General features: G+C 66.4%; 15 protein-coding genes. 9 read left to right on the forward strand and 6 right to left on the reverse strand.

The annotated features are described in order from the left end of the window. Positions 1 to 45: 45 nt before the first annotated feature. Positions 46 to 1,227, reverse strand: coding sequence for an acyl-CoA dehydrogenase (locus J5M67_RS00105; RefSeq protein WP_207882078.1), 1,182 nt, complete (start codon positions 1,225 to 1,227; stop codon positions 46 to 48). Between the two features lie 226 nt (positions 1,228 to 1,453). Here J5M67_RS00105 and J5M67_RS00110 point away from each other — a divergent pair, with 226 nt between their 5' ends. From J5M67_RS00110 to J5M67_RS00130, 5 genes are all read left to right on the forward strand, one after another. Further along, the gene (locus J5M67_RS00110; RefSeq protein ID WP_207882080.1) at positions 1,454 to 2,362 is read left to right on the forward strand and encodes a LysR family transcriptional regulator; all 909 of its coding nucleotides are present in this window, start codon (positions 1,454 to 1,456) and stop codon (positions 2,360 to 2,362) included. 101 nt (positions 2,363 to 2,463) lie between these two features. After that, positions 2,464 to 2,871 carry an acyl-CoA thioesterase gene (locus J5M67_RS00115; RefSeq protein ID WP_015479269.1) on the forward strand — a complete coding sequence of 136 codons (408 nt, stop codon included), beginning with the start codon at positions 2,464 to 2,466 and terminating at the stop codon, positions 2,869 to 2,871. Positions 2,872 to 3,047: 176 nt separating this feature from the next. Then, positions 3,048 to 4,055: an ABC transporter substrate-binding protein gene (locus tag J5M67_RS00120; protein ID WP_207882081.1), complete on the forward strand. Its 1,008-nt coding sequence runs from the start codon at positions 3,048 to 3,050 to the stop codon at positions 4,053 to 4,055. Positions 4,056 to 4,115: 60 nt separating this feature from the next. After that, positions 4,116 to 4,922, forward strand: a complete 807-nt coding sequence (locus J5M67_RS00125; protein WP_207882082.1) for an ABC transporter permease — start codon at positions 4,116 to 4,118, stop codon at positions 4,920 to 4,922. Continuing rightward, the gene (locus tag J5M67_RS00130) at positions 4,922 to 5,698 is read left to right on the forward strand and encodes an ABC transporter ATP-binding protein (RefSeq protein ID WP_207882083.1); all 777 of its coding nucleotides are present in this window, start codon (positions 4,922 to 4,924) and stop codon (positions 5,696 to 5,698) included. The genes J5M67_RS00125 and J5M67_RS00130 overlap by 1 nt, the downstream gene beginning before the upstream one ends. A gap of 5 nt (positions 5,699 to 5,703) precedes the next feature. On the opposite strand, the gene J5M67_RS00135 is transcribed toward J5M67_RS00130, so the two are convergent. Further along, positions 5,704 to 6,714: a YgcG family protein gene (locus tag J5M67_RS00135; RefSeq protein ID WP_207882084.1), complete on the reverse strand. Its 1,011-nt coding sequence runs from the start codon at positions 6,712 to 6,714 to the stop codon at positions 5,704 to 5,706. Then, positions 6,711 to 7,325: a LemA family protein gene (locus J5M67_RS00140; RefSeq protein WP_207882085.1), complete on the reverse strand. Its 615-nt coding sequence runs from the start codon at positions 7,323 to 7,325 to the stop codon at positions 6,711 to 6,713. Before J5M67_RS00140 ends, J5M67_RS00135 begins: the two co-directional genes overlap by 4 nt. A gap of 144 nt (positions 7,326 to 7,469) precedes the next feature. Between J5M67_RS00140 and J5M67_RS00145 the strand changes: the two genes are divergently transcribed. Beyond that, positions 7,470 to 8,300, forward strand: coding sequence for an EamA family transporter (locus J5M67_RS00145; RefSeq protein WP_207882086.1), 831 nt, complete (start codon positions 7,470 to 7,472; stop codon positions 8,298 to 8,300). A gap of 140 nt (positions 8,301 to 8,440) precedes the next feature. Next, entirely contained in the window at positions 8,441 to 8,908 is a 468-nt protein-coding gene (locus J5M67_RS00150; RefSeq protein WP_207882087.1) for a cytochrome c, read from the forward strand. A 337-nt stretch (positions 8,909 to 9,245) separates the two neighbouring features. On the opposite strand, the gene J5M67_RS00155 is transcribed toward J5M67_RS00150, so the two are convergent. Then, entirely contained in the window at positions 9,246 to 9,632 is a 387-nt protein-coding gene (locus tag J5M67_RS00155; RefSeq protein WP_207882089.1) for a DUF1090 domain-containing protein, read from the reverse strand. Between the two features lie 137 nt (positions 9,633 to 9,769). Here J5M67_RS00155 and J5M67_RS00160 point away from each other — a divergent pair, with 137 nt between their 5' ends. Continuing rightward, positions 9,770 to 10,738 carry a PHB depolymerase family esterase gene (locus J5M67_RS00160; RefSeq protein WP_207882091.1) on the forward strand — a complete coding sequence of 323 codons (969 nt, stop codon included), beginning with the start codon at positions 9,770 to 9,772 and terminating at the stop codon, positions 10,736 to 10,738. Between the two features lie 3 nt (positions 10,739 to 10,741). Here J5M67_RS00160 and J5M67_RS00165 read toward each other — a convergent pair whose 3' ends face one another. Continuing rightward, positions 10,742 to 11,485, reverse strand: a complete 744-nt coding sequence (locus tag J5M67_RS00165) for a metallophosphoesterase (RefSeq protein ID WP_207882093.1) — start codon at positions 11,483 to 11,485, stop codon at positions 10,742 to 10,744. A gap of 174 nt (positions 11,486 to 11,659) precedes the next feature. Between J5M67_RS00165 and J5M67_RS00170 the strand changes: the two genes are divergently transcribed. Beyond that, positions 11,660 to 12,964 carry a ferric reductase-like transmembrane domain-containing protein gene (locus J5M67_RS00170; protein WP_207882102.1) on the forward strand — a complete coding sequence of 435 codons (1,305 nt, stop codon included), beginning with the start codon at positions 11,660 to 11,662 and terminating at the stop codon, positions 12,962 to 12,964. A gap of 5 nt (positions 12,965 to 12,969) precedes the next feature. Here the strand turns inward: J5M67_RS00170 and ligB are convergent, their stop codons facing one another. Beyond that, positions 12,970 to 14,637 carry an NAD-dependent DNA ligase LigB gene (ligB, locus tag J5M67_RS00175; protein ID WP_207882104.1) on the reverse strand — a complete coding sequence of 556 codons (1,668 nt, stop codon included), beginning with the start codon at positions 14,635 to 14,637 and terminating at the stop codon, positions 12,970 to 12,972. Positions 14,638 to 14,757 lie beyond the last annotated feature (120 nt).

A 14,757-nucleotide genomic window follows, 5' to 3' on the forward strand; every position in this document is an offset into this window, starting at 1 on the left:
ACGGGCGCCGGCTCGACTCCTGAGGGGCCGGCCGGCGCGAGGCGCTTAGAAGAACGCCTGGATGCCGGTCTGGGCGCGGCCGAGGATCAGCGCGTGGACGTCGTGGGTACCTTCGTAGGTGTTCACCACTTCCAGGTTGACCAGGTGGCGGGCCACGCCGAACTCGTCGGAGATGCCGTTGCCGCCGAGCATGTCGCGGGCCATGCGGGCGATGTCCAAGGCCTTGCCGCAGCTGTTGCGCTTCATGATCGAGGTGATTTCGACGGCGGCGGTGCCTTCGTCCTTCATCCGGCCCAGGCGCAGGCAGCCTTGCAGGGCGAGGGTGATCTCGGTCTGCATGTCGGCCAGCTTCTTCTGGATCAGCTGGTTTGCAGCCAGCGGACGGCCGAACTGCTTGCGGTCCAGGGTGTACTGGCGAGCGGTGTGCCAGCAGGCTTCGGCGGCACCCAGGGCGCCCCAGGAGATGCCGTAGCGAGCGGAGTTCAGGCAGGTGAACGGGCCGCGCAGGCCGCGCACGTCGGGGAAGGCGTTTTCTTCGGGGCAGAACACGTTGTCCATCACGATCTCACCGGTGATGGAGGCGCGCAGGCCGACCTTGCCGTGGATGGCCGGGGCGGACAGGCCTTCCCAGCCTTTCTCCAGGACGAAGCCGCGGATCTGGCCTTCGTCATCCTTGGCCCAGACCACGAAGACGTCGGCGATCGGGCTGTTGGTGATCCACATCTTGTTGCCGGTCAGGCGGTAGCCGCCATCGACCTTGCGGGCGCGGGTGATCAGCGAGCCCGGGTCGGAACCGTGGTTCGGTTCGGTCAGGCCGAAGCAGCCGATGTATTCGCCGCTGGCGAGTTTCGGCAGGTACTTCTGCTTGGTGGCTTCGTTGCCGAACTCGTTGATTGGCACCATGACCAGGGAGGACTGCACGCTCATCATGGAGCGGTAGCCGGAGTCGACACGCTCGACTTCGCGGGCGATCAGGCCGTAGCACACGTAGTTCAGGCCGCTGCCGCCGTACTCGACGGGGATGGTCGCGCCGAGCAGGCCGGTTTCGCCCATCTCGCGGAAGATCGCCGGGTCAGTCTGCTCGTGGCGGAAGGCTTCCAGTACGCGCGGGGCCAGCTTGTCCTGGGCGAACTGGTAGGCGCTGTCGCGCACCATGCGCTCTTCTTCGGTGAGTTGCTGATCCAGCAGCAGCGGATCTTCCCAGTTGAAGCTTGCTTTGGTGGCCATGGAGAAACCTCGGAACAGACAATGAAGGACCCGACAAGTCTAGGCGGGTACGGTGTGGGCCATCCTAGTCAGCCGTCGGGAAGCCGGGCAACTGACTAATTCGCATGGTGTTGTGCTATTTTCTCACTCCGTAATTGCACTGCTGATGCGGATTCCTGCATTTCTGCCTCTATTACAGGCTTTTTGCGCGATCCGTTCGCATCACGAGATTCCGAAGAGGCATTCGATGCGACGCAAGATTCCGACCACCGCGGCGCTGGTCGCCTTCGAGTCCGCCGCCCGCCACGAGAGTTTCACCAAGGCCGCCGAGGAGCTGTCCCTGACCCAGAGCGCCATCTGCCGGCAGATCGCCGCGCTGGAGGAGTTTCTTGGCGTCGAGCTGTTCCGCCGCTCGCGGCGTGGGGTGAAACTGACCGAGGCCGGGCTGAACTATAGCCGCCGCGTCGCCCAGCGCCTGGACGCGGTGGAGCGCGATACCCTGGCGGTGATGGGCCAGCAGGGCGGCGGTACGCTGGAGCTGGCGGTGGTGCCGACCTTCGCCACCCAGTGGCTGCTGCCGCGGCTGAAGGACTTCAAGCGCCTGCACCCGGAGGTCACGGTCAACCTGACCAACCGTACCCGCCCCTTCCTCTTCGCCGACACCGAGTTTGACGCCGCACTGTATTTCGGCGATGGCGTGTGGTCCGGCACGGTCGCCAACTTCCTCATGCACGAGAACCCGGTGCCGGTGTGCAGCCCCGAGCTGCTCGGCGGGCGCATGGAGCTGTCCGCTGCGCAGATCGCCGAGCTGCCGCTGATGCAGCAGACCACCCGGCCTTACGCCTGGCGCCAATGGTTCGGCTCGCTGGGCATGAGCGTCGCGCACGACATGAGCGGCGCCCGTTACGAGCTGTTCTCTATGCTCGCCCAGGCGGCCATGCACGGCATGGGGGTGGCCCTGATTCCGCCGATGCTGATCCAGCACGAACTGGCCGACGGCAGGCTGATCGTGCCGATGCAACATGCCTATTTGAGCGAAAATGCCTATTACCTGATGATTCCCGAACGCAAGGTGGAGTCGGCGACCCTCGGTGCCTTCCGCGACTGGCTGGTCGACGAGGCCGCCAGGTACCGCGCCGAAGCGGGCCTTGGCTGAGCCAGGGCAGGGCGAGCGGCGGCGATCCGGGCCAGACTTGCGTAGCCGGCGGGGCTTTCCCCGTCATCGCGCTCACGAGGCGCAACCTGTTAGGAGTTCACATGAATTTCCATACCCGAAAATGGGTCAAGCCTGAAGACCTCAACCCGAACGGCACTCTGTTCGGCGGCAGCCTTCTGAAGTGGATCGACGAAGAAGCGGCGATCTATGCCATCGTCCAGCTGGGCAACCAGCGCGTGGTCACCAAGTTCATCTCCGAGATCAACTTCGTCAGTTCCGCGCGCCAGGGCGACATCATCGAGCTGGGCATCACCGCCACCGAGTTCGGCCGCACCTCGATCACCCTGACCTGCGAAGTGCGCAACAAGATCACTCGCAAGAGCATCCTCACGGTCGACAAGATGGTCTTCGTCAACATCGGCCCGGACGGCCAGCCGGCGCCCCACGGTCGCACCGAGATCAAGTACATCAAGGACCAGTTCAAGGACGACGCCATCCCGCAGCCCTGATCGTCCTGAAGGCTTTTCCCTGCGGGCCCGGAGCGAGGGCGAATCGTAGCGAAAGGCTTTGCATTTGCGTCGATTGAATGTGAGCCTGTGCCCGCCCACGGCGGGCATGGGCCGACGCAGCCTCCCCGCCGTTCCTGCAGCACACGATCCAGCAGAGCAACGACCAGGGAGAGACCATGCACACCACCTTCGCATCCGCACTGCGCCAACTGGCCGTGGCCACATGCGCCAGCCTGCTGCTGGCCGGCGCCGCGCATGCCGCGCCGCTCAAGGCCGACACCAAGCCCGAGGCGGGCACCTTCAAGATGGGCATGCAGCCCTGGCTGGGCTATGGCCAGTGGTACGTCGCCGAACAGGCCGGCGCCTTCAAGGCCAACGGCCTGGAGCAGGTCGAGCTGGTCAACTTCACCGAAGACAAGGACATGAACGCCGCCCTCGCCAGCGGCCAGATCGATGGCGGCAACCTTGCCACCCACACCGCCATGGCCATGGTCGCCGCCGGCCTGCCGGTGAAGATCGTCCTGCTGCTGGACCAGAGCACCCGCGCCGACGCGCTGATCGTCGATCCCTCGATCAAGACCCTGACCGACCTCAAGGGCAAGCAGGTCGCCTATGAAGAGGGCACCACCAGCGACATCCTCCTGCACAGTGCCCTGCGCAAGGCAGGCCTGACCCTTGCCGACGTGCAGCCGGTGCCCATGCCCGCCGCCAACGCCGGCAGTGCACTGATCGCAGGGCAAGTCCCGGCGGCCGTGACCTACGAGCCGTACCTGTCCGCCGCCAGGCAGCAGAACCCCAAGGTCAACCTGCTGTACAAAGGCTCGGATGATCCGGGCATCATCAGCGACGTGTTCGTGGTACGCGAAGAGGTCCTGAAGGAGCGTCCCGGCCAGGTACTGGCACTGATCAAGAGCTGGGAAGCGGGCCTGAAACACTACAACGAGAAGACCGCCGAAGGCCGCGCCGCCATCGCCAAGGGCGTGGGCGCCGACGAGGCCGAGCTGACCAGCGCCTTCGACGGCGTGCACTTCTATTCGGTGAAGGAGAACCGGGCCGAGCTGAAGGGCGCCTTCCAGAAGGGCTCGTTCGAGCATATCCAGAAGGCGGCCAGCGAAGCCGGTATCCTCCAGCAGCCGGTCACCCCGGCGCAGGCCATCGACGCGCGTTTCGTCGAGGCGCTCTGAGGCACCCGGTGCGCCGGCCAGTGAGCCGGCGCGCGCTTTCTCCCGTTCGACGAGCTCATCATGAAAGCCCGTAAAGCCAACCCGCTGTTCACCATCGGCAAGCCGATCGCGCAGCGTCACTTCCTGCTCATCGGCGGCGCCGTGTTCGTCCTGCTGGCTCTGTTCTGGTGGCTGGCCGGCGCCAGCGGCGCGGTGCCGAAGATATTCCTGCCGGCGCCCGGCGACGTCTGGGCGCGCATGCTCAAGCTGGCCGCCGACGGCACCCTGTGGGCGGACCTGAAGGTCAGCGTGTACCGCATCGCCGTGGCCTTTCTGGTGTCCTCGGCGATGTCCATCGTGATCGGCGTGTTCGCCGGCTGCTACGGCTTCTGGAAGGCCGCCACCGAGCCGCTGGTGGACTTCGTGCGCTACATGCCAGTGGTCGCCTTCGTCCCGCTGACCATCCTCTGGGCCGGCACCAGCGACTTCCAGAAATTCCTCATCATCTGGATCGGTACCTTCTTCCAGCAGGTGCTGATGGTGATGGACGCGATCAAGCGGGTGCCGGCGGATTTCGTTGGCCTTGGGCGCACCCTCGGCATGCCGGATCGCCGCATCCTCCTGAAGATCGTCCTGCCCAGCGCGTTGCCGGGCATCTGGGATGCCCTGCGGATCAGCCTCGGCTGGGCCTGGACCTGGCTGGTGCTGGCCGAGCTAGTGGCCGCCACCTCCGGCCTGGGCTATCGCATCACCGTGTCCCAGCGCTTCTTCCAGACCGACACCATCATCGGCTACATCCTTCTGCTCGGCTTCCTCGGGTTGGTCACCGACCAGGCCATGCGCGCCGGCGAGAAGGTCCTGTTCCGCTACAACCGGAGACGCAGCTGATGGCGACTTTGGAAATCTCCGGCCTGAACAAGAGCTTCGCGGTCGACAAGGAGCGCCGCGAGGTGCTGCGCAACATCGACTTGACCCTGGCGGACAACGAGTTCGTTTCCATCGTCGGCACCTCGGGCTGCGGCAAGAGCACGCTGCTGTCCATCGCCGCCGGCCTGGAGGAATTCGACAGCGGCAGCGTCAAGGTGGATGGCGTGCCGATCACCGGGCCCGGCCTGGACCGTGGCGTGGTGTTCCAGTCCTACACCCTGCTGCCCTGGCTCACCGCGCGGCAGAACGTCGAGTTCGCCCTCAAGGCGGCCGGCCTGCCCCGCGCACAGTGCCGCGAGATCGCCGACGAGCACCTGGCGCTGGTGAAGCTGACGAAGTTCGCCGAGGCCTATCCGAACGAGCTGTCCGGCGGCATGAAACAGCGCGTGGCGATTGCCCGTGCGCTGTCCTACCGGCCGAAGATCCTGCTGATGGACGAGCCCTTCGGCGCGCTGGACGCCATGACCCGCCACCAGATGCAGGAGCTGCTCACGCGCATCTGGGAAACCCACCGGTTGACGGTGATGTTCGTCACCCACGACGTGGAAGAGGCGGTCTACCTGTCCGACCGCATCGTGGTGATGGGGCTCGGCCCCGGACGGATCAAGACCACCTTCGACGTGAAGCTCGGCCGCCCGCGTCATGAGGAGATGGCTGCCTGCGCCGAGTTCATCGACCTGCAGCGCCAGGTGCTGCGCTCGATCCGCGAGGAAGAGCAGGGCGTAAGCACCCTGTAAGTCGGTTACCAGCGGCCGGAGGCACCGCCGCCGCCGCTGGAGCCGCCGCCGCCCCGGAAGCCACCGCCTCCGCCGCCTCCACGACCGCCGCCGCCGCGCCCTATCGAACTGAGGATCATCCACAGCAGCTGCAGGACGCCCGAGGTCAGCCACATCGGCGGCAGGAAGAAGATGTACAGCACCAGCGGGATCGAGAAGGAACCGATCATCTGCTGCTGCAGGGCTTCGGGATTGGCTTCGCTGAACAGCAGCACCGCCGAGGCCACGCCGCCAACCAGTGCGCTGCACAACAGGTAGCGGCCCATGCTGCGCTGGCGCAGCCACTGCACCGGGAACAGCAGGCACAGCAGCGGCACGCCCACCAGCAGGGCGAGCAGGCCGAGCAGGCGCGCGGGCGGGATTTCCTCGGCAGCGCTGGCGTTGCGGTTGGAGTAGGCGTCGCTGTAGCCCGTCACCGGGCCCGTCTGCGGCAACTGATCCGTCGCATTCTCCTCGGCTTCGGCTTCGGCTTCGGCTTCGGCCGGGGCCGCGGCCGGCGGTTCGATCAGGGCAATCAGGTTGTCCACGCCGGACTGGATGCCGCCAGCGAAATCGCCAGTCTTGAAGTGCGGGACCATGGTGTCGCGGATGATGCGCCCGGCCTGTACGTCGGTGATGGTGCCTTCCAGCCCGTAGCCGACTTCGATACGCAGCGCGTGGTCATTCTTGGCAACTACCAGCAGCACGCCATCGTCCACGCCTTTGCGGCCCAGCTTCCACTGTTCGAAGGCGCGCACCGCGTAGTCCTCGATGCTGTCCTCGCCGGTGGTGGGGACCAGCAGCACGGCGATCTGCGCGCCCTTGCGCTGCTCAAGGCCCGAGAGCTGGCTTTCCAGTTGTGCGCGCTGGGCGCTGTCGAGGGTCTGGGTGAGGTCGGTGACGCGGGCGCTGAGCGGCGGAATGGCGACCGGCGCCGCCTGCAGCAGGGCCACCCAGCACAGCAGCAGGGCGGCCAGCAGCCAGCGCGGCAGGTTCATTGCGCGGGCTGCGCCGGCGCGTTGCCGAAGTCCACTTTAGGCGCGGTGGAAATGGCGGCTTCGTTCTCCACGCTGAAGTTGGCCTTGGGCTGGTAGCCGAGCACTTTCGCGGTGAGCACTTCCGGGAACTGGCGGATCAGCACGTTGTAGGCCTGCACCGACTTCACGTAGCGACCGCGGGCGACGGTGATGCGGTTTTCGGTGCCTTCCAGCTGGGTCAGCAGGTCCTTGAACAGGCCGTCGGCCTTGAGCTGCGGGTAGTTCTCGGTGACCACCAGCAGGCGCGAGAGCGCCGAGCTGAGCTCGCCCTGGGCCTGCTGGAAACGCTTCACGGCAGCCTCGTCGCCAAGCTGGTCGGCGTTGAGCGTGGTACTGCCAACTTTGGCGCGAGCCTCGGTCACTTGTGTCAGCACTGCCGCTTCATGGGCGGCGTAGCCCTTCACGGTGCTGACCAGGTTGGGCACCAGGTCCGCGCGGCGCTGGTACTGGTTGAGTACTTCCGACCAGGCGGCCTTCACCTGTTCGTCGCCGGCCTGCATGGCGTTGTAGCCGCAGCCGGAGAGCAGGGTGACAAGGATGTAGGCGGTCAGGAACTTGATCAGGCGTGGCATGGCAGGTGCTCGTGCTGGCGAAAAGGCCCAGTCTAGGCCAGTTCCGGCCGAGGACGCAGGGAGAAATGTCTGAAAAGGCGGGTGCTTGCCGGCGATGGGGGCGCTCAGGGTAGAATCGATCTGGTATATACCAGGAGTCATTCCGTGCTCGCCACTACCCTGGTGCTGCTGGCCGCCCTGCTGCACGCCACCTGGAACACCCTCGTCAAATTCAGCAACGACCGCCTGCTGGTGGTTGCCTGCATGGACATCGTCGGCCTGGCCGCCGGGCTGGCCCTGCTGCCCTGGATCGAGATTCCGCCCGCCGAGGTCTGGCCCTGGCTGCTGGCCGCCGTTTCACTGCAACTGGTCTACCGGGTACTGCTGATCCAGGCCTACAAGGTCGGCGACCTGGGGTTGGTCTACCCGCTGATGCGCGGGCTGTCGCCGTTGGTGGTGCTGGCGCTGACCCTGACCTTCGGCGGCGAGCACCTGACCGAAAAGCAAATCCTCGGCATCCTGCTGATTCCGGTCGGCATGCTGTTCCTGCTCAAGGGCGGCGGTGGTTCGAAGCTGCCGTGGATCGCCTATCCCACCGTACTGCTGATGGGCCTGTGCATCGGCAGCTACACCTGGACCGACGGCAATGCGCTGAAGCTCTGGCCCAAACCGCTGGATTACCTGGTCTGGCTGTCGCTGCTGTCCGGTCTGCCGTTCCCGCTGGTGGCGCTGGTCGGGCGTACCCGTGCCTTTGCGAAATTCTGGATCAACGACTGGAAGCTGGGTTTGAGCGTCGGCTTCTGCGTGCTGCTCAGCTACGGACTGGTGCTCTGGGCCATGCAGCTGGGCTCCATCGCCGAGGCCGCCGCGCTGCGCGAGACCAGCGTGCTGCTGGTGGTGCTGTTCGGCATGCGCTTCCTCAAGGAGCCCTTCGGCCTGCCGCGCCTGGCGGCGTGCAGCCTGGTACTGGCGGGGATGCTGGTGATGAAGCTCTGATGGGCGGCTGAACGGCGGCTGAACGGAATCGATCCCGCTGCGACGGATGGCCGCAGCCGCTTCTGCATGGTCTGGATCATTCGGAAATCGGGGCGGATAATCCGGCGCTTCCGTGTCTAGCCGTCCTACAAGAGTTCCCCATGAAGCTGAAGACCCTGCTCGTTCTGCTGCTCGCCGGCACGGCGCTCGCCGGTTGCCATCGCCTGGACCCCAATTCGCCGGAGGCCAAGCGCCAGGTGGTGTTCAAGGAGCTGCTCAAGACCAGCGAGGACATGGGCGGCATGCTGCGTGGGCGGATTCCCTTCGATGCGGACAAGTTCCGCGCCGGCTCCACCAAGCTGGGCGAGCTGGCGGACAAGCCCTGGCAGTACTTCCCCACCACCCAGCCGCCGGCGGACAAGGTGGAAAACGAGGACACCCGCGCCAAGGCGGAAATCTGGCAGCGCCAGCTGGAGTTCCAGGCCGACGCCAAGACCTTCCAGCAGGCCGTCCGCGTGCTGGGCGAAAACACTCGCAACGCCGCGCCGACGCCCGAGGGCGTGCGCAAGGACTTCGCCGCGGTGGAAGACGCCTGCGAGGCCTGCCACAAGAAATTCCGCGCGCTCTAAGCGCGCTCTTTTCGTAGGAGCAACTGTCTACTTCTGGACAGTCTGTGCCGGCGCGTTCCCCCTCACCCCAGCCCTCTCCCTCAGGGAGAGGGGGCAGACCGTGCCGGCTGAGACCGAGATTTCCTCCTGCACCGAACGGTCCCCTCTCCCCCTGGGAGAGGGTTAGGGTGAGGGCCGCCCCGAGCGCAGAGACATCTCGTAGGAGCGGACTACGTCCGCGATTCGCTGGCATGGCCCGCTCCTACGAAAATCCAACGCTCCCGTAAGAGCGGATCTTATCCGCGATCCGGCCGACAGGCCGGCCCCGGTCTCCTCGCGGAAATGCCGGGTTTCACGCTCACTCCTCCAGTTCGCGCTTGGCCTGCTCCAGTTCTGCGCGGGCCTCCGCCAGCTTGTTCTTGCGCTTCTCGATCTTCTGCGCGTCGCCCTTGTCCATCGCCTTGCTCAGGTCCTTCTCGCGTCGGCTGACGTCCTGTTCCGCATCCAGCACGCGCTGCTTGCGCTGCTGCGCCAGGCCGGCGTCGGTGCAGTAGGTTCTTACCTTTTCCAATGCCGTCTGCAGGCCGGCGACCTGGTTGTCGTTGCCGTGGGCCCTGGCTTCTTCGAGCTGGCGCTGAATGGCGTCCTGCTTGGCCGCGCACCCGGTCAGGGGCTCGGCCGCCAGCAGCGTGGCGGTGCAGCCGAGGGCGAGGAGGGCGGCCATCAGGGTAGAGCTTCGGAACATTTTCGGATTCCTGGGTTACCAAAGACTAAGACGTTCGAATGTGACGGCTAGAGTTTGTCATGGAGTGGCGCCGTGCGTGATGTCCTGGAACAAGGCCGACGTTCACGAAGCCCGCGGGGCGGGCAAGGAGAGGCGCCATGCGTATCGCTATCCGCGTCGTGCAGGGACTCATCGCGTTGCTCGTGCTGATGCTGCTGGTCGGCTTCTGGTGGTATCTGCCGGGGGAGCTGAGGCATCGCCCCATGCTCACTGGGACCAGTGAGGACTCGTCGATCCGCTTGGCCGAGCGGCGGCGCAGCTACGTGCTCTATACGCCCCGTCAGCTCGCCCAGCGGCCGGCGTTGCTGGTGGTGCTGCACGGGTCCATGAGCAACGGCGAGCGGATGCGCCGTGACAGTGGCTATCGCTTCGATGCGCTGGCGGACCGCGACGGTTTCCTGGTGCTTTACCCCGATGGCGTCGAGGGGCACTGGAACGATTGCCGCAAGGCTGCTACCTACAGTGCACGGCGCCTGAACATCGACGATGTCGGCTTCCTCTCGGCGATGATCGAGCGCCTGCAGCGCGAGCGCGGCGTCGACCCGGCACGGGTCTTCGTCGCCGGCTATTCCAATGGTGGGCAGATGGCGCTGCGCATGGCGGCCGAGGCAGCCGACAAGGTGGATGGCGTGGCCGCGGTTGCCGCCAGCCTGCCGAGTGCGGACAACGATGCCTGTCAGCCCGCGCAGCAGCCGAAGGCGGCCTTACTGATGAATGGTACGCGCGACCCGATCAATCCCTACGCGGGCGGAGTGGTGACGCTGTTCGGCTTCGGCAATCGCGGCACGGTGTTGTCGACGGAGGATTCCGCCCTGGCGCTGGCGCGGCGTAACGGCCAGAGTGGCGTGCCCAGCCAGGATCGGCTGACCTCGGTCGGGCCGGTCTGGGCCGAGCGGCAACGGTGGAACGTGGCCGGTGCGGCGCCCGTGGAGCTGGTGACGGTGCACGGCGGCGGGCACCTGTTGCCGCAGCCGGTATATCGTCCTCCGCGCCTGTTGGGGCTGGCGGACCCGGACCTGGATGGCCCAGCCGAAATCTGGCGGTTTTTCAGCGAACTGCCGCACTGAGGGTCAGAGGTCGATTACCCAGCACGGATCGAAACCGCTGTCTTCCCCCGGATAGGCGCCGGGATTGGCCACCACCCGGGCTTTGCCGATGCGGTAGTCCATTCGCTCGTGGACATGCCCGTGCACCCACAGGTCGCAGCGCTCCACCAGAGACTCGAGGTTCGAGGCGAAGGCCGGCGACAGGCTGTCGCCGACATAGGGCTCGGGAATCGACCGGCCGCAGGGCGCGTGATGGGTGACCACCACGGTGCGTCCGGCGAAGGGCCGGGACAACTCCGCAGCCAGCCACTCGCAGGAGGCTTCGCACAGGTCGCGGCTCAGTTCCGGGGTGAAGGGCTGGGTGAAGTAATCCACGCAGCGGAAGTCCGGCATCAGATGCAGTGCCTGCTCTACGGCGAGCTCCGCGCCGTGCTCGCCGTAGAGCTGGAAGTCGGTCCACAGGGTTGCGCCGAGCACACGCACATCGCCCAGCACCACGGCGTCGTTCTCCAGAAAATGGATATCCAGCGCGCGGGCCAGGTTGCGCATGGCCTGGGTGAGTTCCGGCAGGTCGGAGTGGTAGAACTCGTGGTTGCCGGCGACGTAGACGATCTCGGTATCGGGAAATGCCTCCCGTGCCCAATGCAGACCCTGCAGGTGCTCGTGGATATCGCCGGCGAGGATCACCAGGTCGGCCTCGGCCTCGGGCAACGCGCGGCCGCCGGGGAAGTGTTCGTGGTGAAGGTCGGAGAGGATACGGAGGCGCATGGTCGGTCACGGGGCGACAATGGGTGTTCATTCTGCGCACGGTGCATGCGGATTGCCCAGCCCTTGACCTGTGTCATGGTAGGGCCGGTCAAGTGCCATATCCCTTACGAAATTAAGGGATGATTCAGAGGAATCCTTCAGTTTTCGCTTGGAAAAGCAGTCTGGGAGGACCCCATGAAACTCATCTGGATCATCCTGGCCGCCGTCGCGGCGGCCTTCGGCCTGGCCCTGTTGCTCGACCCTCCGGCAGCCCTGGACATCTGGGTCGTCCGCAAGCAGGCGATCCTGTTCACCGGCGTCGCGGCCTTCGCCCTGATGTCGCTGATCATGCTGCTGGCGGTGCGTCCGGCGTGGCTGGAGCGGCCACTGGACGGGCTGGACCGCATGTACCAGGCGCACAAATGGGCGGGCATTCTCGCCATCGTGCTCGCCTTGCTGCACTACCTGATGGAACTGGGCGGGCCGCTGCTGGCGGAGTTCATCGCCAAGCCGGCCAAGGGGCCGCGGGTGGAAACCTTTCTCGACGTCTTCCGCGGCTCTGCCAAGGACCTGGGCGAATGGTCCGCCTGGCTACTGGCGGCGATGCTGGTGATCACGCTCTGGCAGCGCTTCCCCTACCACCTGTGGCGTTACGTGCACAAAACCCTCGCGGTGGTTTACCTGGTGCTGGCCTTCCACGCCGTGGTGCTGGCGCCGGCGGCTTATTGGACTCAGCCGATCGGCTGGCTGGTGGCGCTCTGTGCGGCCGTAGGCAGCCTCTGCGCGCTCTGGTCGCTGGGCGGGCGGATCGGCCGCAAGCGCACCCACGAGGGCGTCGTGGTGGCGGTCGAGCGGCCTGGCGAGCGTATGCTCGAGGTCACCTGCAAGCTGCAGGGACGCTGGCAGCACCGCGCCGGACAGTTCGCCTTCCTGACCTGTGACCGGCTGGAAGGGCAGCATCCCTTTACCCTCTCCAGCGGTGATCGTGGCGACGGCGAGGTGCGCTTCAGCATCAAAGCGCTGGGGGACTACACCCAACGCCTGCAGGAGGGCCTGAAGGTCGGTGATCCGGTGAAGGTGGAAGGGCCCTACGGTCGCTTCGATTTCCGCCGCGACAAGAGTGGGCGCCAGGTGTGGATCGCCGGCGGGATCGGTGTCACGCCCTTCCTCGCCTGGCTGGAATCCCTGCAGGGCAAGCCCGAGGACTGCCCGGAGGTAACGCTGCTGTACTGCGTGCGCTCGCCGTCCGACGCCATCTACGCCGGGCGCCTGCGCGAGTTGTGCGCGCAGTTGCCGCGTATCGATCTGCGCATCCACTACAGCGAGAGCGAAGGCCGGCTGCAGGCCAGCGATCTCGAATTGCAGCCTGGCCCGCAAGGCCGCTGGCCGAGCGTCTGGTTCTGTGGCCCGCAGGGGCTGGCCGAACTGCTGCGGCGCGACTTGTGCCGCCAGGGCATGCCGCGCAGTCGCTTCCACCAGGAAGCGTTCCGGATGCGCTGAGGATTTCAGAAACCGGCAATGCCGACGTCATGCAATTGCTGCCGCAGCTGCATGACGTCCGGCGCGTTGAAGAAGCTTTCCAGCTGGGCGGCGCGCACCTTGCCGATGCCCGGTCGCGTCTGCCACTGCTCCTTGCTGCGGGCGGCCAGGGCGGTCCAGTCCTCTCCCGGCGGCAGTGCGTCGACAGAGGGTGTGCCGAGCGCTCGCAGCCAGGTCGTGAAGGAGCGCTGGCGGGCCCGCTGGAACTGCTGGTGCAGGTTCGCAGCGCTGCGCTCGCCCAGGCCCGGCTGTTGCGACAGCTGATCGGGCGTCAGCCTCAGCCAGTCGAGCAATCCCGGCAACAGTTCAGCCTCGTGTAGTCGCCGCCATGTGCCCGGCCCTACGCCGGAAAGATTGAGCCCCTGCTTACCACCCAGCCATTCCAGTCGAGCAAGAAACTGGTCTTCACAGCCCTCTGTCGGCTGCCAGCAGGTCAGGGGGCCGTATTGCCCGTCCGCTGGTGCGGTGATCTCGGGGCGGGCGGGTGAGCGCCAGACCACGCCATCCAGACGCGGGATGGTCAGGCCGGCGAGAGCGATGGCGACCTGATCGCCGGGACGGATGTCGAGGCTGCGCCAGCGTTTCAGGGAGCCGGTGCTGACGCGCTGGATGCTGCGTCCGTCCAGTTCCACCGGCGCCAGATGCAGCACGGGCGTGGCCCGGCCGCTGCGCCCGACCTTGAACTCCACCCGGCGCACTTCGGCCAGCGCCTGCTGATAGGGATATTTCCACGCGACCGCCCAGCCCGGCGTCTGCGCGCTCCAGTTCCTGCCCGGTGGCCGCCGGCCCTGGCGGATGACGATGCCGTCGCTGGCGAAGGGCAGCGGTTGCCGGTACCAGCGCTCGCGCCAGGCTTCGATCTCGGCGAGCCCGGCGACCGGCTTCGTCAGTTCGGCGCTGTCGGCAAAGCCGAGCTGCCGCAGACGCTGCAGGCGCTCCGGCATGTCCAGCGGGCCCTCCGGCACCTCCCAGACGAACAGGCCAATGCTCTGGCCTTCGCTGCCGAGCGACTTGCGCGTCATCAGTCCGGCGACCTTGCCGCGTGCGCCCAGGCCACCCTGACGGGCCTGCACGTGTTCCGGCAGGCGCCAGTACAGTTCTCCCTGCACTACCAGTCGCCCGCGCTCGCCGGGCAGTTGCCGGGGGATTGCAGGCACCTGGCGCGCATTGGCGGTCCAGTCCTGCCCGGAGGTACCGTTCCCGCGACTGATCGCCTGGTGCAGTTGCCCGTCCAGATAGATCAGGGTTACGGCGACGCCATCGACCTTGGGCTGCACCCACAGGTCGCTGCGGTTCGCCATCCACGCGCGCACAGCGGCGGCATCCGGGAGCTTGTCGAGGCCGGTGTGGATGACCGGATGGCGGACTTCGCCGGCGCTGCTGGCCAGCGGCGCATCAGCGGCTGTCGCGAACTGCGGATAGCAGGACTGCCATCGCCGCAACCGCTCACGCGCCTGGTCGTAAAGTTCGTCTGCGACGGGGGAGGCTCCCTGTCGATGGTAGGCGTCGTCCCATTGCGCCAGTTGGGCCTGCAGGGCGCGCACCTCGCTGGCAGCCTGCTCGGGCGTCCATTGCGGGCAGGCGAGTGTGGCAAGCGGCAGGCAAAGCAGGAAGGCGAGGATCAGGCGTGGCATGGCGAGCGTCCGTGCTGCGGGAAGTTCGTCAGCCTAGAAGCGGTTCGTGGTGGGCGACGCCGAGACGAGTGCGGATTATTCGGTGTGGTTTGTCGGAGGTCGGAAGCGAAAAGGTAGGGC

Origin of the sequence: Pseudomonas sp. 30_B, assembly GCF_017491605.1 — a bacterium.
Taxonomy (GTDB): Bacteria; Pseudomonadota; Gammaproteobacteria; order Pseudomonadales; family Pseudomonadaceae; genus Pseudomonas.